The organism is Capnocytophaga leadbetteri (assembly GCF_003054025.1).
Taxonomy (GTDB): domain Bacteria; phylum Bacteroidota; class Bacteroidia; order Flavobacteriales; family Flavobacteriaceae; genus Capnocytophaga; species Capnocytophaga leadbetteri.
In genome coordinates, this window is record NZ_QBKG01000009.1 from 16,146 (window position 1) to 38,072 (window position 21,927).

At 39.1% G+C, this 21,927-nt stretch carries 19 protein-coding genes; 10 read left to right on the forward strand and 9 right to left on the reverse strand.

Annotation, left to right across the window (positions count from 1 at the left end):
* Positions 1–16: 16 nt before the first annotated feature.
* Complete coding sequence (gene mnmE / locus C8P65_RS08185; protein ID WP_107782384.1) at positions 17–1,426, reverse strand: tRNA uridine-5-carboxymethylaminomethyl(34) synthesis GTPase MnmE; 1,410 nt, start codon at positions 1,424–1,426, stop codon at positions 17–19.
* Positions 1,427–1,523: 97 nt separating this feature from the next.
* On the opposite strand from mnmE, the gene C8P65_RS08190 reads away from it, so the two are divergent.
* From C8P65_RS08190 to C8P65_RS08230, 9 genes are all read left to right on the forward strand, one after another.
* Positions 1,524–2,219: an SAM-dependent methyltransferase gene (locus tag C8P65_RS08190; protein ID WP_107782385.1), complete on the forward strand. Its 696-nt coding sequence runs from the start codon at positions 1,524–1,526 to the stop codon at positions 2,217–2,219.
* 267 nt (positions 2,220–2,486) lie between these two features.
* Positions 2,487–5,444, forward strand: coding sequence for a SusC/RagA family TonB-linked outer membrane protein (locus C8P65_RS08195; RefSeq protein ID WP_107782386.1), 2,958 nt, complete (start codon positions 2,487–2,489; stop codon positions 5,442–5,444).
* Positions 5,445–5,463: 19 nt separating this feature from the next.
* Positions 5,464–7,080 (forward strand): RagB/SusD family nutrient uptake outer membrane protein, encoded by a 1,617-nt coding sequence (locus tag C8P65_RS08200; protein ID WP_107782387.1) that lies wholly within the window; start codon positions 5,464–5,466, stop codon positions 7,078–7,080.
* Positions 7,081–7,095: 15 nt separating this feature from the next.
* Positions 7,096–8,193, forward strand: coding sequence for a substrate import-associated zinc metallohydrolase lipoprotein (locus C8P65_RS08205; protein ID WP_107782388.1), 1,098 nt, complete (start codon positions 7,096–7,098; stop codon positions 8,191–8,193).
* Positions 8,194–8,200: 7 nt separating this feature from the next.
* Complete coding sequence (locus C8P65_RS08210; RefSeq protein ID WP_107782389.1) at positions 8,201–9,550, forward strand: DUF4302 domain-containing protein; 1,350 nt, start codon at positions 8,201–8,203, stop codon at positions 9,548–9,550.
* A gap of 133 nt (positions 9,551–9,683) precedes the next feature.
* On the forward strand, positions 9,684–11,267 hold the full coding sequence (gene pckA / locus C8P65_RS08215; protein WP_107782390.1) for a phosphoenolpyruvate carboxykinase (ATP): 1,584 nt from the start codon (positions 9,684–9,686) through the stop codon (positions 11,265–11,267).
* A 152-nt stretch (positions 11,268–11,419) separates the two neighbouring features.
* A complete protein-coding gene (locus C8P65_RS08220) occupies positions 11,420–12,835 on the forward strand; it encodes a trypsin-like peptidase domain-containing protein (RefSeq protein ID WP_107782391.1) in 1,416 nt (471 codons plus the stop codon).
* A gap of 89 nt (positions 12,836–12,924) precedes the next feature.
* Positions 12,925–13,398: a 23S rRNA (pseudouridine(1915)-N(3))-methyltransferase RlmH gene (rlmH, locus tag C8P65_RS08225; protein WP_107782392.1), complete on the forward strand. Its 474-nt coding sequence runs from the start codon at positions 12,925–12,927 to the stop codon at positions 13,396–13,398.
* Positions 13,399–13,433: 35 nt separating this feature from the next.
* Positions 13,434–14,579: an MFS transporter gene (locus C8P65_RS08230; protein ID WP_107782393.1), complete on the forward strand. Its 1,146-nt coding sequence runs from the start codon at positions 13,434–13,436 to the stop codon at positions 14,577–14,579.
* On the opposite strand, the gene C8P65_RS08235 is transcribed toward C8P65_RS08230, so the two are convergent.
* The 8 genes from C8P65_RS08235 to C8P65_RS08270 form a co-directional block, all read right to left on the reverse strand.
* Positions 14,538–15,326 (reverse strand): lysophospholipid acyltransferase family protein, encoded by a 789-nt coding sequence (locus tag C8P65_RS08235; protein ID WP_009389814.1) that lies wholly within the window; start codon positions 15,324–15,326, stop codon positions 14,538–14,540. The two genes, C8P65_RS08230 and C8P65_RS08235, sit on opposite strands and share 42 nt — an antisense overlap.
* 86 nt (positions 15,327–15,412) lie before the next feature.
* On the reverse strand, positions 15,413–15,931 hold the full coding sequence (locus tag C8P65_RS08240; RefSeq protein ID WP_095912962.1) for an inorganic diphosphatase: 519 nt from the start codon (positions 15,929–15,931) through the stop codon (positions 15,413–15,415).
* 66 nt (positions 15,932–15,997) lie between these two features.
* The gene (creD, locus tag C8P65_RS08245; protein WP_107782394.1) at positions 15,998–17,380 is read right to left on the reverse strand and encodes a cell envelope integrity protein CreD; all 1,383 of its coding nucleotides are present in this window, start codon (positions 17,378–17,380) and stop codon (positions 15,998–16,000) included.
* Between the two features lie 108 nt (positions 17,381–17,488).
* The gene (locus tag C8P65_RS08250; protein WP_107782395.1) at positions 17,489–17,794 is read right to left on the reverse strand and encodes a winged helix-turn-helix domain-containing protein; all 306 of its coding nucleotides are present in this window, start codon (positions 17,792–17,794) and stop codon (positions 17,489–17,491) included.
* A 2-nt stretch (positions 17,795–17,796) separates the two neighbouring features.
* Positions 17,797–18,543, reverse strand: a complete 747-nt coding sequence (locus C8P65_RS08255) for a hypothetical protein (protein ID WP_107782396.1) — start codon at positions 18,541–18,543, stop codon at positions 17,797–17,799.
* Between the two features lie 6 nt (positions 18,544–18,549).
* A complete protein-coding gene (locus C8P65_RS08260; RefSeq protein WP_009389809.1) occupies positions 18,550–19,164 on the reverse strand; it encodes a hypothetical protein in 615 nt (204 codons plus the stop codon).
* A gap of 82 nt (positions 19,165–19,246) precedes the next feature.
* Complete coding sequence (locus tag C8P65_RS08265) at positions 19,247–19,981, reverse strand: lysophospholipid acyltransferase family protein (protein WP_107782397.1); 735 nt, start codon at positions 19,979–19,981, stop codon at positions 19,247–19,249.
* Positions 19,982–20,051: 70 nt separating this feature from the next.
* Positions 20,052–20,462, reverse strand: coding sequence for a BrxA/BrxB family bacilliredoxin (locus C8P65_RS08270; RefSeq protein WP_009389807.1), 411 nt, complete (start codon positions 20,460–20,462; stop codon positions 20,052–20,054).
* A gap of 118 nt (positions 20,463–20,580) precedes the next feature.
* Between C8P65_RS08270 and C8P65_RS08275 the strand changes: the two genes are divergently transcribed.
* Positions 20,581–21,855, forward strand: a complete 1,275-nt coding sequence (locus C8P65_RS08275; RefSeq protein WP_009389806.1) for an acetyl-CoA hydrolase/transferase family protein — start codon at positions 20,581–20,583, stop codon at positions 21,853–21,855.
* Positions 21,856–21,927: the final 72 nt, after the last annotated feature.

The following is a 21,927-nucleotide window of genomic DNA, read 5'->3' on the forward strand; positions in this document are numbered from 1 at the left end:
AAATTTAAATTACAAATTATTTACCGATACAAAACTTCGAAAATATGTTTCCTAGTACCTCATCATTGCTTACTGCTCCTGTGATACTACCTAAATAGTAAAGTGTTTCGCGTATGTCTATAGCTAGCAAATCGGCTGAAAGTCCTGATGCTAACCCCTCTTCTACCCTTTCAACTGCCGTCAGTGCTTGCTGCAGTGCCTCGTAATGCCGTAGGTTCGTTACTACTGTATTGCCCGCTGCTGCCTTATTGATTTGCTGCGCATAATTAGTAAGCGATTGTTTCAACTCTTCTAAATATACACGCTCTTTAGCTGAGAGGGTTAGCAATGTTATATTATAGCCTACTAAAGCGTGACGCACCTGCTCATCAAAAGTATCTACCCCTTCAGTATATAAGTCTATTTTATTGTGTACCAATACAAAAAACACTCCTTCGCGGTAGTGCTCTTTTACAAATGCTACTACATCGGCTACTGTGTCATCGTGCTGATTATAAAGGAAAATGACTATTTGTGCCTTGGCTATCTTTTCCTTAGCTCGTTGTACTCCTATAGCTTCGATAGCATCGTGCGTCTCTCGGATACCTGCTGTATCTATAAAGCGAAAAGCAATGCCGCCTATATGCAGTACCTCTTCTATGGTATCGCGCGTTGTGCCTGCTATATCTGACACTATGGCACGCTCTTCATTCAACAATGCATTTAGCAAAGTAGATTTTCCGGCATTTGGCTTACCCACAATAGCTACCGGCATACCATTTTTGAGTACATTGCCTACTGAAAAAGAAGCTACTAACTGCGTAATCGTCTGCTTGATATGGCTGAGAAGCGCCTTGAAACTATCTCTATCAGCAAAAGCAACATCTTCTTCTGCAAAATCTAATTCGAGTTCTATAAGCGAAGCAAAGTTGAGCAACTCACCCCGAAGAGTTTCTATTTCAGAAGCAAAACCTCCTCGCATCTGCTGTAGTGCTACCCTATGCGAAGCCTCAGAGTCAGAAGCTATTAGGTCTGCTACTGCTTCGGCTTGACTGAGAGCCATTTTTCCATTGAGGAAAGCCCTTTTAGTAAACTCGCCCGCCTCAGCCAAACGCGCTCCTTTTGCTAAGCAGCTCTTCATTACTTGAGCGATAATGTAGCTACTACCGTGACAAGAAAACTCTACCACTGGCTCGCCTGTATAAGAACGCTGCCCTTTGAAGACGGTAGCCAAACACTCATCTATCTGCTGACCCTCTGCTTCTATCACTCCCAAATGTACCGTATGAGTTGCGACCTCTGCTAACGGTTTAGCGTGGTGTGCCTTGAAAATAGTGTCGGCTATAGCAATCGCTTCCTTACCTGAAAGGCGTATCACCCCTATAGCACCTGCTCCTGTAGCGGTAGCGAGTGCCACTATTGTATCGCTTGTATAAAGTCCGTTCATTTGTTCTTAATCATCTTTTAGGGCACAAAAATAGCACAAAAAAACGAATAATAAGGCATTATTTCTTATCTTTGCGCCAATTTATAGCTAAAAAATAATGGCAAGTATATATTTAATCCCCAATTTATTAGGTGAAAGTGCGCTGACTGTGCTTTCACCACAAGTAGCCCAAGCGGTGCAAGACCTTACTTACTTTGTAGTTGAAAACGAAAAGTCAGCACGCAAGTTTATCAAGCTTATAGCTCCTGACAAACCACAAAGTGAACTACAGATAAGCGTTATTGACAAGCACCAATCTACCCCTGATTACGCGGCTTATCTCGCTCCTTGTCTGCAAGGACACTCTATTGGCATCATCTCTGAGGCAGGCTGCCCTGGTGTAGCTGACCCAGGTGCTGAAATAGTGCGAGTTGCCCATCAGAAGGCACTTAGAGTTATACCATTAGTAGGTCCTTCGTCTCTGTTATTAGCAATGATGTCGAGCGGCCTTAATGGACAAAACTTTGCTTTTAACGGTTACCTACCTATAGACAAACAAGTACGCCGCAAAACCTTGAAAATATTGGAACGAAAAGTACAAGAAGGGCAATCACAGCTTTTTATAGAAACGCCTTACCGCAATCAGCAGTTGCTCTCTGACCTTATTGAGACGCTGCAAGCTGACACCCTTTTGTGTATAGCTACCGACCTGACACTACCTACTGAAAGTATCAGAACACTGCCTATTCGCCAATGGAAGCACACTTCTGTAGACCTACAAAAACGACCTACTTTATTTATTATCGGGCGTTAAAATAGTACATTTTCCCATTTAACAGACTATTATCAGTTGTTTATCCTTCGGTAATTGTTCGCTAAGCCTTCGCTCTTCCTGTATCGTTCCTATATCGTTTGTATAGGGAAAAGCTAAAGAGAAAATTTTTCTGTTTTTCATTAAACAAGATGGTGGAATGGGCGTGGAATACAAATTAGAAAAAAAATTTGCATTATTACGTTTTATGACGTATATTTGCGACCTATTTTCTAAAAGAAAACAACTATAAAAATTAAAACTAAAATAATGAATACACTAAAACTAAGCAAACTGCTTTTTTTCGGGTGGTTAGCTACTGTAGGACAAGCCTTTGCCCAGCAACCTAAAAAAACACTGTCGTCAGTAGCTAATGGTACTCAGACGGTTACTAAAACCACTACGCAAACTACAACCACGGCTCAGACGCCTATGAATACTAACACTCGGGGAGCTACCTCTATATCGGGTTCTACTAAACCGCTATGGGTGCTAAATGGGGTGGTACTACAAGGTACTGTAGACCTAAAACCTGAAGACTTAGTATCGGACGATGCTAAAATGCTTATAGCTGCCGCTATACCAGGGCTTACCGCTGAAAGTATAGAGAGCTTTAAGGTACTAAAAGATGCTTCGGCTACGGCTATCTATGGGCAACGCGCTATAGGCGGGGTAGTAGCTATCACCACTAAACGCGGTAGTACGGGCGGCAGTAGTATCACCTATACCAATGAATCAACTTTTAGGTTTATACCTACATATGGTGAGTATAATATAATGAACTCGCAAGACCAAATGTCGGTAATACAAGAACTTATAAGAGGAGGGCACTTTAAATCAGAAGTTCAATCTACGAGCAAAAACAAGGGAATTATAGGGCGAATGTACGATTTGTTTTATGTATTAGACCGCAATGGAAACTCGGTAGTACCCAATACTGAAGCAGGACGCACCGCTTACTTGCAAGCTGCTGAACGCCGCAATACCAACTGGTTTAATGAGCTATTCCAAACGAGCATAATGCAGAACCATACGCTTTCTTTCTCGTCAGGTACTGAAAAATCATCTTACTACGCTTCCTTAAGTGGGCTTTTTGACCCAGGATGGACAAAAGGAGACCAACTAAGCCAATATTCGGGCAACTTAAACGCTAACTATAACTTATCATCTAAGTTTAAGTTGAATGTAATTTCTGACCTTTCCTACAGAAAAGAAACGACCCCTAAGCAAGATATATACGACTATGCTGTAACGCACTCGCGCAGTATGGACCCTAAAGAATACTACGTAAATGACTTTGCTCCTTATAATATCTTCAATGAAATAGATAATGCCTATAAAAACATCAACATTGCTAATCTTAGACTACAAGCAGAGTTGACCTATAGAATCACTAAAAAAGTAGAGGCTACTATGATGGGGGCTATCAGATACTACATCAACCAGCAAAACACTGAGTTTAAAGAAAATTCGAACTACATACAGTCATACAGAGCAATGCCTAACTCATTAGTACGCACCTATAATCCTAGATTATATGACGACCCTAATGACCCTTATGACTTACCAAGTATCGTACTACCTGAAGGTGGGATACGCGAGCGAAGAGACCGTACTACTATAGGCAATAGCTTCCGCGCTACTTTGCGCTATAACGATAGCTTCAAAGGAGGTCTTCACAACGTATCGCTATTTGCAGGGGTAGAAATGGATAACTATAAAAACACTGATGATAAAAATCATAATTATGGTGTGCTATTTGGCTCGGGCAACTATAGTTATTACACCTATCTTTTTTTCAAAAAACTACAAGAAGAAAACAGCACTTACTACAGCATTTACAATACTATAAATAACAACCAAGCATTTTTTACTAATGGTAGTTATACCTTTGGCAATCGTTATACTATAAATGGCACACTACGCTATGATGCTTCTAACAAATTTGCCGAATCGCGCTATATACGCTGGATGCCTACCTGGAACGTAGGAGTAAATTGGAGTGTAAGCAACGAAAAGTTCTTCCCTCGTCTAAAACCTCTTTCGCACCTTTCATTCAAAGCCTCATTTGGTATCACCGCTATTTCGCCATCAGTTAGCAACTCTCTTTCGCAAATCTATACCAATACACCTTGGCGCAACTCGCCTAAACGTGAAATTGGGCTAAAGATAGTTGATAATGCTAATCACGATCTTACCTACGAAAAAAACCAAGAGCTAAACTTAGGTACCCAGTTTGGTTTGTTTAACAACCGCATCAATGTATCAGCAGAATGGTTTAACCGTAGAAGTTACGACCTAATAGGCAACATCGTAACCCAAGGGGTGGGAGGTACTATCACTAAAAAAGGAAATATGGCAGAGCTACGTATTCACGGGGTAGAATTAGGATTAGAGACTACTAACATCAAGAGTAAAGACTTCAGTTGGAAAACCTCTTTCATCTACTCACGCTCTAAAAACGAAATTACGAAACTGCTTACTAACCCTACGGTACGTAATATGATAGGCTATTCGAGCAGTTCTAAATCAGTAGCGGGATTTGCTAAAGAAGGTTACCCACTGCGCTCTATCTTCTCAGTACCTTTTAATGGTTTGAACGATAAGGGTTTACCTACTTTCTTAGATAGTGATGGCAACAGCACTGTGAGCGGTATCCGCTTTGACAGTCGGAATGTAGATTTCTTAGAGTACTCAGGCACCCTTATTCCTACTGACAAAGGAAGTTTCAGTAACTCTTTCAGCTATAAGGGCTTATCGTTAGGAGTGGTATTTACCTATTCTTATGGCAATGTGGTACGCTTGCGCAAGCTAACCAATTCTTATAACGACTTTTGGGTAGCTCCTCGCGAACTCAACAACCGTTGGCAATACCCTGGTGATGAACAGCGCACCAATATACCGGTACTCTACACTACCTATATGTACGACCTTTACGGAGGATATAACAACATCATACAAGCTTACAACACTTACGATTACTCTAACGTACGCGTAGCTAAAGGTGATAATATACGCCTGAAAGAAATCTCTATAGGCTATACCTTTGGCAGAGATTTTCTAAAGAGAAATAAATTGCGCCAACTCAGTGTAAAACTACAAGGCACTAACCTTGCACTGCTTTACGCTGATAAAAAACTAAATGGTGATGACCCAGACTATTTAGCTAACGGCTATTCGCCTATTGCTGCTAAACGACTTATTTTCACCTTACGTGTAGGTCTCTAATTTTTTAAATACAAAAGAAATGAAAAAGATATATATATTAATAGGTATTACTGCCCTAAGCCTTACTGCTTGTAACTCATTGCTTGATGAACTACCAGATAATCAGGTACGGATTGATACCCCTGAAAAAGTAAGAAGAGTAGTTACTAATGCTTACCCTACAGCTAGTACAGCAGTAGTAAGCGAACTATCATCAGACAATATAGCTGATATAGGTACTATAATATCATCTTCTAACTTCTTCAGTCAGGAAGCTTCTTACTGGGAACGAATAAGAGAATATTCGAATGCTGATGGACTTCAGAATATATGGACGAGCCACTACGAGGCTATTAATCACGCTAACACAGCTTTGGAAGCTATTGAAAAAATGGGTAACCCAGAATCTACCAATGCTAGCAAAGGAGAAGCTTTAGTAGCAAGAGCTTATGCGCACTTTTCGTTAGTAAATCTTTTCTGCAAACCTTATAACCCTACTACCAGCGCGAGTGATTTAGGTATCCCTTATATGTTAGCTTCTGAAACCGAATTAGACGGTAGATATAGCCGAGGTACTGTAGCGCAAGTATACGCACAAATAGATGCTGACCTAACAGCAGGTCTGCCGTTAATAAATGATAGCAACTATGAGATGCCTAAATATCACTTCAACAAGAAAGCTGCCTACGCTTTTGCAGCACGTTTCTATCTGTATTACCAACAATGGCAAAAAGCTTTAGACGCTGCTAATGTAGTGCTTACTACTAATAACACTACTACTAAGAATATGCTACGCAATTGGAAAGACTTTAGAGATGCTACTAAAACAGGCGGTACTGATATAGAGAAGTTTGCCATCTATTACTCTCGAGAAGATGAAACTGCTAACCTAATGCTACAACCGGTTATCTCTGTAATTTCATCTAGCTACTTTGTAACTTCTTATGCCAGCCGATTTATTCACAACCACCGTATAGCGGGAGAAACCTTGGCTACGGCTAACCCTTGGGATAAACAAGGCAATTCGGGTAAAGCTAACTATGGTTATGAATTTTACTGGTTTACTCCTTTTGATGTGTTTGACAACAGACGTGATGCGGTAGTTTATGGTAAATTCCCTAATTTCAAAGATGGTAGTACTCGTACGATAATGATACCTTTTACTACAGACGAAACTTTATTGGTAAGAGCTGAGGCAAAAATACTCTTAGGTCAGTATGACAATGCTGTAACCGACCTGAATATGTTTACCTCCAAATTTATTCAACAAACCACTATCAATGGCTATACGAGTAGCAATACTTTAACAAAAGACGAAATTATAGACTTTTATAACGGTATTGCCTACTCAGAAAGTACTGTAAATGGTGCTACCCAAAAGAAGCACCTCAATCCGTCATTCACTATTAGTAGCGATGGGGTACAAGAACCCCTATTGCACTATGTACTGCAGTGCCGCCGTGTACTAACCTTAGGTGAAGGTTTGCGCTGGCAAGACGTACGCCGCTACAATATAGAAGTAGCACGCTACCAGAGCGATAACTCAAACCGAAACGATGCTACTGTGAAAGCGATATTACCTGCAAACGATTTGCGCAGAGCTATTCAGCTACCTGATGCCGTAATAGGTAAAGGTATGCAAGAAAACCCAAGATAAAATAAAATATAAACTATGAAAAAAATACTATACACCCTTTTAGCCTTATCATTTTTAGGCTGTGATAATGACGATAAGCTCGCAGATGAGAGTGTTATCATTCACAATGGAGAAGAAAGCCAGAGCTTGAACCCCCAAAACGATTTGGACAAGTATTTAGATGAGACTTTTGCCAAACCGTACAATATACAGATATTATACCGCTTTTTGGAACGAGAAATCAGTAGGATTTATACCTATACCCCTACTAAATACAACAAGGCGATAGAGTTTGCTAACGTATTTAACTATCTATTTATAGAACCATACGTGAAACTGACCTCTAAACCCTTTATGAAAGAGCATTCGTTTAACACTCTTATACTGATAGGTGAACCCACTTTCAACCCTACTGGTACCAAATTGGTGGGATTAGCTGCAGCAGGTATAAAAATACACCTAACCGATATAAACCACTTAGAGGCTAACAACATTTATTGGCTGAATGATAATATTTTGGCTACTCTTTACCACGAAAATGCTCACACTTGGCATCAGGCAAAGTTATACACTACTGATTATGAGAAAATATCAGCAAGTGACTACAAGAACGACCGCTGGGTAAACGAGTGGAACTTAAGCACTAAAAACTACCTAAAAGCAGGTTTTATAACTGCCTACTCGAGTTTTGACCACGATGAGGATTTCGTAGAGCTATTAGCCCGCTATATAGTGTATTACAACGCCTCTTTAGACTGCGGTTGTGCTACTACTAACCGTACTTTAGACGCTGATGGTGATGGTTTTGATGATGCACTATACACTGCTTGGAAAGCTAAATTTAGCAACTATGGCAATACCCTAACAGAATACTATACCCCCTATGAATCAACTAGCGTATGGGAAGAGGTACTAAAAGAGGCAGACAGAAAAATCAGACCTACTGAAACCTATACCGGTAAACAAAAAATAGAACAAAAAATAGCCATAATGAAGAAATACCTACAAGAAGAATGGAATATCAATCTTGATGAACTGCGTGCTGAAATACGCAGTCGATATCCATACGTAGCTGGTAAAACCTTTGATGGCGTACCTGTACAACGAAAAGATTTCACCCGATTAACCCGTTAATACAACAATGAAAAAATATATATTCTTATCATTATCATTTCTCGCCTTTATAAGTTGTAATTATAAGGAGGAGGAGACTTTTACAAAAAAAGCCTCAGAACGTACTGTAAATTCACTCAATAGCTATAAAAATACTTTAGAGAACGACGGCTATTGGGTGCTGACTTACTACCCTGAACAATACCGCGTAGGATATTGGGTATACCCCTATCAGCCAGAGGTTTTTGCTACCGACAAAGACTTTCCTAAATTTCATAGAAGCATAGGAGGTTATAACTTTTTGATAAAACTGAAAAATGGTGAGGTAACCGCCTCATCAGAGGTAAGTTATACCAATGCTGAAGAGACCTCTTTCTTCACCTATGACATCACAGAAGGACCAACCCTTAGCTTTGACACTTTCAACAGTGTACTACATCATTTTAGGTTTGTATCACCCACTTTCCCTAATGCGAGAGGAGGTGAAACTGACTTCATTATTCTGAAGTACGAAAACGATACTTTCACCTTGCGTGGTCGTACCTCTAATAATATTATGACTTTGAAGAAATTTACTGGAGATAGAGAAACCTTTTTGAACAAAATACGCGAAAATAGCAATGCTCTACAGTACAAAGGGCTTTCACCCATAAATGTAGGAGGTACTGAGGTAACCCTTAAACTCTTCCCCAGCTACCGACAGCTTACTTTTATATACGACAATAACCAAAAGTACGTACAATCACCTTTTATAATCACTGAAAAAGGTATCAAATTTTACGAACCTGTGAAGATAAATGGGGTAACTTTTGATGAATTTCATTTCAATGATGACAAAACAGCCTTAGTGACTGCTGATGGCAGTATTAGCAGTAATTTTGTAACCTCGGCTATCACGCTAAGCAGTAACGCTTCGTACATAACTTTTGACAACGATAATGCTTCTGACAAAGCAATCAATATGTTTAATAGAGCTAAAAGAGCTGTAGAACGGTCGAGAGATAAAAGTTATACTCTGTTAAACTACATTAGATTAGCAAATGTAATGGGTAATGACCAAGCACAAACAGCAGGCATACAGGGTTATGTGGCAGAAAAAAACAACCTCAATAATACGAGCAGTGTATACTACGAAATGGACTTTGTGGGATTAGCGAATAACAACAATGAACGGCAGGTAGAAATACTGATAAAAGATATGCCTAATGAGGGAGACCCAGTTTACAAAAATAGTCTTTATTACTACCGAGAAGCAGAGCGATTATTCTTAAGTTTAGCCAAGGCTGGCCCTTATAAAGTAACGGTATATAATGATAATTATACTGGGGTGACAAGTGTAAAAGACCCTGACCTATGGTTTTACATATATACCCCCTAAAAAAATGTTAAAAATATTTTTTTGTTAGAAAAATAATGCGTACATTTGCACCGCTTTTCAGAGGAAAGACCCTTTAAGGGAAGACTGAAAATTATAAGTTTTGTAAATTACAAATTTCTAAATATAAGACATTATGAGTAATTCAAAAAAACTTGCTGTAGATAAATACGGCATCAAAAACGCTACCGTTCGTTACCAACTTTCAGCAGACGAACTACACCAAGAAACTTTAGACAAAAAATTAGGAGTTGAGGCTTCTTCAGGAGCTATTGCTATCAACACTGGTAAATTTACTGGTCGTTCTCCTAAAGACCGTTTCATCGTAAAAGATGACATTACTAAAGATCGCGTATGGTGGGGAAATATTAACATTCCTTTTGATCCTGAGAAATTTGATAAACTATACGAAAAAGTAGTAGCTTATCTTTCAAACAAAGAAATCTATGTACACGATGGGTATGTATGTGCTGACCCTAAATATCGTACTAATATTCGTACTATTACTGAACTTCCTTGGAGCAACCTTTTCGCTTTAAATATGTTCTTACGTATAGAAGATAGCGAACTTGCTTCTTTCAAAGAAGATTGGTTAGTAGTTAATGCTCCTGGTTTTGAAGCTGACCCTGCAGTAGATGGTACACGCCAAGCAAACTTCGCTATCCTTAACTTTACTAAAAAAATCGCCCTAATAGGTGGTACAGGTTATACCGGAGAAATTAAAAAAGGTATTTTCTCTGCTATGAACTTTGAATTGCCAGTGTTCCGCAACACTATGCCAATGCACTGTTCTGCTAACGTAGGTAAAGACGGCGATACAGCTATCTTCTTTGGTCTTTCTGGTACTGGTAAAACTACTCTTTCTGCTGACCCTAACCGCCACTTAATCGGTGATGACGAACACGGTTGGACTCCAGAAAATACTGTATTCAACTTTGAAGGAGGTTGCTATGCTAAAGTAGTAGACCTAACCGCTGAAAAAGAACCAGAAATCTTTGCAGCTATTAAAAAAGGAGCTATCCTTGAAAACGTAATTATGGATGATAAAGGTGTAGTAGACTTCGCTCGTACTGATATCACCGAAAACACTCGTGTTTCTTATCCTATTTACCACATCGCTAATATCCAACCAGGATCTATAGGACACAATCCTAAAAACATTTTCTTCCTTACTTTTGATGCTTATGGTGTATTGCCTCCAATCTCTAAATTAACTCCTGAGCAAGCGGCTTACCAATTCGTATCTGGTTATACTTCAAAAGTAGCAGGTACTGAAGTAGGAATTACTACTCCACAAAAAACATTCTCTGCTTGCTTTGGCGCTGCCTTTATGCCACTTCACCCAGCTGAATACGGAAAACGTTTGGCTGAAAAAATTAAAGAAACTGGCGTAAACGTATGGTTAGTAAACACTGGATACAACGGAAAAATGAAGAGATGCAGCCTAAAAGATACCCGCGCGCTTATCACTGCGGCTCTTACAGGCAAACTTAACAACGTTGAGTACAAAGATCTTCCTATCTTCGGCTTCAAAGTACCTCAATCTTGCGAAGGTGTTTCTGACCAAAGCATCTTGAACTCAGAAAACACTTGGGATGACAAAGCTCAATTTAGTGCTAAACTAAAAGAATTAGCTGAGTCATTCGTACAAAACTTCAACGATAAGAAATTTGCTGAAGGTGCAAGTGCTGACGTTCTTGCTGGTGCTCCTAAATTGTAATTTGCTTTAAAGGACATATTTGTAGAAAAAAGCTGTTTGGTTTTTCACCAAACAGCTTTTTTTAATTATCAATTCTGAATAGTTAATTATGAATTTGGCACAATTGTTGCCTAACGGTAGTATGAAATAACAAAATACTAAAACAAAAGAATATGATAAAGAATTATGCAAGTATGGTAGCTACTGCTATTTTGGGTGGTGCTATAACTTTAGGAGGTTACAAATTATTTATAGACAAACACGATGCTAAACAAGAAGCCCTTGAACTGCTATCGCGCCCAGCTGTGGTGCAAACTAATTACAACGCTGCTAACGGGAAGTTTGAGCTAAAAGAAGATAGCTTTATAGAAGCAGCTAATAAAACAGTGAATAGTGTGGTGCACGTAAAAAACACTGTGAAATCGCAAGGGATTACCTCTATTTTTGACCTTTTCTATGGTAACGGCGGAGGCGATCAGACTCAAGTAGGTACTGGTTCTGGCGTGATTATTACCCCTGATGGCTATATAGTGACTAACAACCACGTAATCGCTAATGCTACTACGCTAGAAGTAACCCTAAACAACAACAAAACTTACCCTGCTAAACTGATAGGTACAGATACCTCAACCGATATAGCTCTACTAAAAATAGAAGCTGAAGAGAAGTTGCCTTTTCTTACCTTTGCTAACTCTGACAACACTCAATTAGGTGAATGGGTATTGGCAGTGGGTAACCCTTTTAATCTTAACTCGACTGTAACAGCTGGTATTATCAGTGCTAAAGCACGCAATATTAGTGAGCGCGGTAGTGATAAGATAGAATCATTTATCCAAACCGATGCTGCTGTGAATATGGGTAATAGCGGTGGTGCTTTAGTAAACCTAAACGGCGACCTTATAGGTATTAATACTGCTATCTCATCTACTACAGGCGTGTATATGGGTTACTCTTTTGCTGTACCAAGCAATATCGCTAAAAAAGTAGTAGAAGACCTAATTGAATACGGCAATGTACAACGCGGAGTAATGGGTGTACGTGGACAAGGATTAGACTCTGAAGTGGCTAAAACTCTTAATGTGAAAGAAACGGAAGGTTTCTACGTGGCTAGTGTAGAAGAAGATTCTGGAGCTGGTGCTGCTGGACTTAAGAAGGGCGACATCATTAAACAGCTTGACAATGTGAAAATACACACATATTCTGACCTCAGCGGTTATATAGCTTCTAAACGTCCTGGTGATGTACTAAAAGCTACCTACATACGCGATGGTAAAGAGAAAACTGCTGATATCACCTTGAAGAAAAACAATACTTATATCATACAGTCGTTAGGCTTAGAGGTAAAAAATCTATCAGAGGCTGACCACAAACGATTTAAAACTAAAGCAGGTGTAAAAGTAACTGGGGCTGGACAATTCTACGAATATAATAATATCAATATCGTTGGAAAAGTATTACTATCTATCAACGGTAAAGCTATTAAAGATGTAGATGAACTGAAAAGCATAATGGCAGGACTTTCGGCACGCGATCGTAATTCATTAGAAATACTGAATGATAAAGGAGAAAAAGAAAGACTTTTCTTTTAATAATTAATAATTAATAGACTTTGTCAGAGTTCTAGGACTCTGACAAAGTTTTTATTACTTCATAATTCAAAATTCATAAAATTCTTCCTGTGAATATAAAACTTATCGCTGTAGGAAAGACTGATAACCCAGCTCTACAACAACTTATTAGTACTTATGAAAAAAGGCTTTCATATTATATCAACTTTGAGCTGCAATTACTACCTGACATTAAGAATAGCAAATCGCTATCTGAAGAACAGCAAAAGATAAAAGAAGGCGAGCTTATACTCAGCTATGTAGAACCCTCTCATCACCTTATCCTTTTAGATGAACGAGGTAAAGAATATACTTCTATTGCTTTTGCTGATGAACTTCAAAAGAAAATGAACACTGGTATTAAGCAGCTAACCTTTGTTATTGGTGGTCCTTATGGTTTTTCACAAGCAGTATATCAGCGGTCTAACAGCAAGCTATCACTATCTAAACTCACCTTTTCTCACCAGATGATAAGACTCTTTTTTGTAGAGCAACTTTATCGTGCTTTTACAATTTTGAGGAATGAACCTTATCATCATCAATAATTTTTCATACCTTTGCGCCCTTAAAAATAAAAACTATGATAAAAAAACTTTGGCCTCTGGCTATAGGAGGCTTAGCATTAGGGGCTACAGAGTTCCTAATAATGGGTCTATTGCGTGTTATAGGTGAAGATATGGGATTAACCGATGCTATTACTGGTAGGTTTATTTCAGCTTATGCTATAGGTGTAGTAGTAGGAGCTCCTACCCTGATCGCATTAGCAGCCTCGTACAACCCCAAGAAGATACTTTTGTTTTTCATGGCACTCTTCACTCTCTTCAATGGACTTTCTGCTTTTTCGCCAGATTACACGACCCTATTATTAGCTCGTTTCTTTTCAGGATTGCCTCACGGTGCTTTCTTTGGAGTAGGTGCCATTGTAGCTAAACAGTTAGCTCCTAAAGGCAAAGAAGCCTTTGCTATCTCAATTATGTTTGCAGGGCTTACCGTTGCTAATTTGGTAATGATACCTCTTCTCACCTACGTAGGTGCCTTAGTAGGTTGGCGTATTGCAATGGGCTGCGTGTCGGCATTAGGGTTACTAACCATGCTATCCATATTCTTTTTCTTGCCTAATGTAGAAAATAAAAGAGACCTCGGTGTGAAGCGCGAAGTGCGTTTATTCTTCAATCCGAGATCTTTATTAGTGTTGGCTATCACCGCTTTAGGTTGCGGCGGACTTTTTGCATGGTTTAGCTATATACAGCCTTTGATGTTAGAAACAGCTCATATAAACCCCAATATGAAATCGGCTGTAATGATAGTATCAGGAGCTGGAATGGTAGTAGGCAACCTCTTAGGAGGATGGCTTACAGACCGTTTATCACCTATTAAAGCTACTATTTGTATCTCGCTATCACTTATCAGTGTATTGCTGTTAGTCTTCTTTTTCTCTCACATTCAACCTATAGCGTGGGTACTAACGTTTGTATGTGGTGCTATGTCAATGTCATTAGGTTCACCCCTTAATATGCTTATTTTCCGTTGTGCACCGCAGTCGGAGATGATGGGAGCTGCTTTTATGCAGGCAGGCTTTAATACTGCTAACTCTATCGGAGCCTATGTAGGTGGATTGCCTTTGCTCTATGGACTCAGTACTAACTATCCTTCACTAATGGGGGCAGGGTTAGCCTTTATGGGGTTACTGCTTACTTTCTACCTGAAGCGCATTATCAGATTCTAATTTTCTTACTTTTAAGAACGATTCGTGCTGCTCAATAGCCATTTCTATTTGGGCAACAATTTGTTCTACAGTATCATTCTCATAATCTATCTGCAAAGGGGGTTTAATAATCATCGATTGTTGAACCCCTTTCTTTTTAATATTGATACCCTTCTTATCAAACGAGCGCCTAAAACCGTCTATCACTATAGGCACCACTATCGGTTTATATTGCTTGATAAGGTGAGCCGTCCCTTTTCGAATAGGCTTCCAAGGTGAGGTAGTGCCCTGCGGGAAGGTAATTACCCAACCATCAGCAAGCGCAACACCTATATTTTCTACATCACTTTGGCGCACCTCTCGGTGTATTTCCTTACCCTTTTCGCGCCACGTTCTATTCACAGGTATAGCCCCTGCATAACCTAATATTTTAGGTAATATACCTGATTTCATCGTCTCTGAAGCAGCTACGTAGTAAATATTCAGTTTAGGGTTCCAAAGATAACCCACATTATCTAAGGTGTCTTTACGACCTTTTAGGCTAGCATTAAACACGTGATACATAGCCGTAACATCAGCAAAATACGTTTGGTGGTTAGAGATAAACAACACATTCTGAGGTGGCAAGGAGCGTATAATATCCGAACCCTCAATCTTCAACTGATTAAACCCGTCATAACGACTGTGCGTGATAAGTCCAAATACGCGGATAAGCCAACGTTTGATAAAAAGGGTATGTCCGAAAGGGTCTTTTTTAAATAAAGCCATTGGTCAAGTATCATTAGTAAGTTAATAAAAATGCCAATGAATCAATTAAGCTTATAACTAATTGACTCATTGGCAAATTTTGTTCATTAATTGATTGAAAAATTCTTACGGCTACCTATATAACGCTCTTTGCATTCGTGGTATATTCTCACCGCTTCCTCTACATTGCCCCAACCATTAATAGCTACTTTTTTCTTCTCTAAGTCCTTATATACGCTAAAGAAGTGTTCAATTTCTTTGATAAGGTGTGGGTTTAGGTCGCTCAGGTCATTCATTTTATTCCAAATAGGGTCTGATACTGGTACACAAATCACTTTTTCATCAGGCCCTTTTTCATCAGCCATATGGAAAACCCCTATAGGTTTTACTTCCATCACGCAACCTGGGAAAGTAGGTTCAGTAACCAATACCAACACATCTAAAGGGTCTGAATCTAACGCTAATGATTCTGGTACAAATCCATAATCAGCAGGATACATCATCGAAGAGAAAATCATACGATCGTAACGCACCTTGCGCAAAATAAAATCATACTCATACTTGTTACGACTCCCTTTAGGAATTTCTATCAATACATCAAAAGATAGTTCTTTTTTTTCTGACATTTTTTTCTTAATTAGTGTTTAGAAAAGCAAAAGTAATAAAAAAAACGGAAAGTAAAAACTTTTTTACTATCTATTTTCATCTTTAGGCTCTTCTACCCTTTCCACTTCAGTAGCCGACCATTCTACCTTACGCGAAACGTACATCACTACTGCCAATATAGCAAACAGTCCAATACTTCCTACTAAAAGAGCATAGTTCTCAAGCTGAATAATTACATATATAAAACCATATAGAGCAGCCAAAGCAGCGAAGATAAAAGCAGGGAACTTCTTGTTTTTCAGTATTGAAATAGCATATAGACTGATAAGCCCTACTGTCATCAGTGAAGCTATAAAATAAGCAAATGAAAAACTACTATGCTCTGTGATAGAAATAAGCAAGGTGTAAAACAATACAAGAGCTAAACCTATCATTGTATATTGGAATATATGTATTTTTATCTTGCTAATACTTTGGATAAGGAAGAATATTAAGAAAGTAAGCCCTATAACCAAAAAACCATACTTGGCAGCACGCTCATTCTGTTGATATTCATCTACAGGGATAATAAAATCTACATCATAAGTGTATTGCGAGATATTAGGCAATGCCCCAAACGACTGTTGAGAAAACGGACGGTTAATGTGTAGCACACGCCACGATGCGTTAAACCCACTGGTATTAATCTGTTTTTCGTAAGGCAAAAAGTTACCCATAAAACTAGGATTAGCCCAATTAGAGGTCAGTGTACTTTCTGTAGTCTTACCGATAGGTACTATCGCTATTTTCCTACTACCGTCATACTGTACTGACAGTTGAAAAGAAGGGTCTGCTAGAAATTCCTGATAATTAATAAAACCTGTCTCAAGCGATGCTACCTCTATAGATGTGCTACTATTGCCGTCATAATAGTTAGCACTATCAGCAGATTGCTCATAGATTGGCTCAAAATTATAGCTTTTACCGCCTATCTTAATAGCCACACTGTTCTTAATACTCGCAAGATTAGTAGTGCGAATAAGAATAGTAGCTCTCCCCCACTCTATATCGTCATTAGCAATCCCTTTTTGCGAGAAATCAGGAGTTATATAGCTACCATTAAAGTCCATTGTAGCATTAAACACTACCGATTCATAATTATTACGCTTTTTTACCTCTGTTTTTACATTCGAAGTATTCTTAAGCTCCTCTGGAAAGAAATAAGCATACTGAGTCTCGTATGCGTTTTTTTCTTTATTAGTATAAACCTTATAAGGAATTTTGAGGATAGGCCCGTAAAAGAAGACTTCTCGTCCCCATTTACTGTCGATTTCGTCTATAACCGACTGCTGCCTATCTTTGCGTTCCTCAATGAGGTTCTGTACCAATAGCAAAGGAATGAGCAATATTAAAGTAAGTGCCCCAATAAGCATCAAACGAAATGTGTTTGACTGAAATAGATTAGATGTTGATGATTTTTGTGAATACATAATATAATAATTTACAATTAATAACTAATAAAAGCACTTTGAAATTCAAAGTATATAGCTAAAAAAGAAAAGGGAACTCCCTTCTTATTTGCTAACTAACAAATCTACTCATCGGCTAATCGACAAGTTTGCTAATTTCTCCAATGCATTTAAATGCTCTTGAAACGCTTCTCGTCCTTTTTTAGTAGCCTTATATGAAGTATTTGTTTTCCGTCCTACAAACGATTTTTCTATAACGATATACTCTTCAGCTTCTAAGGCACGGGTATGGCTTGCCAGATTGCCGTCAGTTACCCCTAAGAGTTCCTTTAGGGTATTAAAGTCGGCACTATCATTCACCATCAACACCGACATTATTGCTAAGCGAATGCGGTGGTCAAAAGCCTTATTGATATGTGCTAAAAAAGTCTTCATTTCTATCCTTCCCAACCTATATCAGTGATTTCTTTATCGTTAAAATCTATTTCTAACAAATGGTCAGAGGTAAAAATATCTCCTGCCGAGATATGTACCGAAATCTCTTTACCACCTACCCATATACTACCGCTATATACCTCCAAAGTGTTGTACCAATTGTCATCAGCTTGAGGTGTATATTCAGCACAATGCTCATTGTAGTAGTTAATGAGTATCGCTTTAGCATCCGAAAGCCATTCTAAATATTTATTTATACTATCCAAGCAGCTTTCTAAGGATGTTTCTTTATTTATAAAGAATGAAAAATCCTCTCCTTCTACCTCTTTGTTGAAAATCACTACTTTTTTCGTTGAGAGTATATATTCGCATTCCGATTCAAAATCTTTTACTTTCTCAAAATCAGCAACTTTAAGAGTTTTCGGCTTTTTCTTCGCTTTCAATTTGCGAACATCCTTGATACAAAAAGTATTTTTATGCGTTTTGGCTTTATCTTCCAAAACTAATAGTTTGCTTTTCTCCTTATAATTAGTAGTGTCGGCAATGCGTAAGAAAGTCTCATAAGCTGAGAGGTGGTATTCTAATAAGGTGTAAGTATCAGCGAGAATACGCTCTTCCTCTTTAGTGCGCTGGGTTTTAGCTTGCAAATCGTACAACAAATCGTACAATGCGATAGCTCCCTCGTGAGAACCTCCTGCTTTGCGAAAAGCATTAGAAGCATCGATATAGCGTTTTAAGATTTCAGTCATCATTTATTATTTTCGTTCGTATTTAAAGTGCATTACGCCACCGTAAAGAATATGGCAAACGCCAAAACCTAAAACCCAGAACAACAAACCATAACCCGAAAATTGCACTGCCAACAGCCCTAATATTATCTCTGTAATACCGAGGTAATGTACATCACCAAAAGTGTATTTGCTCACATTCACACACGCCAATCCATAAAAAATAAGCGTCATTGGCGCAAGCAAACCATAGTGCCCATTATTGATAAGCAGTATACACAGTGCTCCACCAGTAAGCAGCGGCAAAGCAAAGTTATAAAATGCTCTTTTAGCAGTAGGGGTTATTAATTTTTCGCCATTGCGTTTAGCTTTGCGCATCGAAAACAGATAAGCAGTCAGCACAGAGGCTACGAGTACTAATAGCGCAACAGCTATAATAGCTTTAAAAGTCTTACTTTCTATAATCACATAAGGATAATAGAGGTAATGATGTTGCAGTAACTTATATACCACTGCCGCCCCTATTAGGGCATACACCCCTGCTAACACCCCCGAAAGACCGCTGAGCGAAAGAAATAAGGTAGACTTACGCATCATCTGGCGTATCTCGTGTAGGTCGTCTAAATATTTGTTATCTTGCATACCGAAGCACTTTGTGATGCAAAGTAAAGAAGAAATATCATAACCGCCAAATACTTTAACTAATATTTAACACACTCCCTTATTATTCCTTAATTCCTGCCTTTACAATAGCTTCCACCTCTGCTATCTGTTCCTCTATCCTGTTAGGGTCTATCTTGATAGCTTTGTGTACAGAAAAACTCACCGTATTGAAGATACCCAAAGGAAAATGCCCATAACGCAATATTTTCCACGAGTTATTAATAGTAATAGGCACTACATACCCCTCTGGCATCTGCTCCATAATAGTATGCAAACCTTTCGTTTTAAAGGGGCGTGGTACACCATTGCGACTACGAGTGCCTTCTGGGAAGATAAGTCCTGCTTCTTTTTTAGCTGCTAAATCCTTACCAAAAGCCTCCAACTGCGGTACAGCATCTTGCGGACGACTACGGTCTATCAGTACCGAACCATTATTGCGCAGGTTGATAGTAATGCTCGGTATACCTCCTCCTAACTCCTTTTTGCCTACAAAACGCACACTATAATGGCGCAAATACCATATTAGCGGCGGAATATCGTACAAACTTTGGTGATTTGGCACAAATATGATAGGTGCATTCTTAGGTAAAGGAGCTTCTATCGAAAAACGCACCCAATTACCACTTACTAACAGTATTTTAGTAAGCATAAGCGTCAGAAAATCGACGACTACTTTGTGGGCTTTACGCCCTATAAAGTGAATACACACCCATTGTATAGGGTGAAAAATAAGCAATAAAAAGCCGTAAAGCAAGTAATGAAGTACACTAAGAGGGTAAGATAGTATTTTCATCATAAAAGTATTGAAATAAAAAACTTTGCCAAAGTAGCTATACCTTAGCAAAGTGTAATGTAGAAAAAAGTTATTAACAATATTCGTTATAAGCCTGCTGAAGATTTTCTGCTATCACTTCAGCCATACGTCCTTCTATGTGATGGCGCTCTAACATATGCACCAATTCGCCGTCTTTGAAAAGGGCAATACTAGGCGATGATGGCGGAAAAGGCAACATATATTGGCGCGCTTCCTCAGTAGCCTCTCTATCTACCCCTGCAAATACAGTGGTCAGATGGTCTGGTTTCTTTGCGTTTTGCAAACTGTAGATTACCGCAGGACGAGCATTGCGGGCAGCACAACCGCATACCGAATTCACTACTACTAAGGTAGTGCCTTCTTGCTCAATAGCTTGTTTTACAGCTGCTGCCGTTTTTAATTCTTCAAAACCAACCGAAGTCAGTTCTTCTATCATAGGTTTTACCAATTCTGGTGGATACATAATATTTCGCTTTTTTTAATTTGCGGCAAAGGTAGTAAAAAAAATTTATATTACGAAACATTTTGTCAATTGGTTTTTATGTAGTATCTTTGAGCCGCTAACTGAAATTGATAATATAATGACAAAAATTACAACGGCTGAAGAGGCTTTAAAGGTAGTCAAAAGTGGCGATTTTGTCTATATACAGGGGGGAGCCGCAGTTCCCGAAATATTAGTAGATGCCCTCGTTAAACGGGCTCCTGAGCTCCGCAATGTTACCATAGGGCATATCCATATCGAGGGTGATGCCCCTTTCGCCGACCCCAAATACAAAGATAGTTTCTACGTCAATTCCTTCTTCCTTTCGCGCAATGTACGGCATATCATCAAGGCGGGTAACGGTTCGTATACCCCTATTTTCTTGAGCGATATGCCTTTGCTTTTTGATAGAAAACACATAAAAGTAGATGTTGTTCTCATACAAGTTTCTCCTCCTGATAAATTCGGCTTTTGCTCTATGGGCGTAAGTGTCGAGGCTTCAAAATCTGCTATCCGAAACGCCAAATACGTAATTGCCAAAGTCAATAGGCAGATGCCACGCACCTATGGTGATGCCCTCTTGCACGTAGATGAAATAGATTTTCTCGTAGAGCACGATGCGCCTATTTTCTCGCTACACCTCACCGAACCCAACGCTATCGAAACCCAAATAGCCCGCCATATAGTGCCACTTATCGAAGACGGTAGCACCCTACAGCTGGGTATTGGCAATATCCCCAATGCCACATTGGCAGAAATGGGGCACCTCAAAAACTTAGGTATCCACACCGAGCTACTGACTGAAGGGGTACTCGATTTGGTGAAAAAAGGGGTTATCAATGGCTATGAAAAGAAGATAGACAAAGGAAAAATCATAGCCTCTTTTGCTATGGGCACACAAGAGTTGTATGACTTTATCGACCATAACCCTTCTGTTGAAATGACAGAAGCCTCGTATTCTAATGAAGTTTCAGTGATTAGGCAAAACCCTAAAATGATTTCTATAAACTCTGCTATCGAAGTGGATATTACCGGACAGGTGTGTGCCGACTCTATAGGTACAACTATCTTTTCTGGCTTTGGTGGTCAAATAGATTTCGTGCGAGGAGCAATGCTCAGCGAGGGCGGTAAGTCTATCATTGCATTTCCATCGGTTACCAATAAAGGAGAAAGCAAGATTGTACCTTTCTTAAAGCAAGGAGCTGGAGTGGTAACCACCCGTGCCCACGTACAATATATCGTAACGGAATATGGGGTAGCCGAGCTTTTCAGCAAGAGCCTACAAGAGCGAGCCAAAGCCCTTATCGCTATCGCCCACCCCGACCATCGCGAAGCCTTAGAAAGAGCAGCCCACGATATTGTCTTCCTTCATTAAATTAAGCAGCATCAAACACCACAATAAAAAAACCATAACAAATTTGTTATGGTTTTTTCTTTTATTTACCCT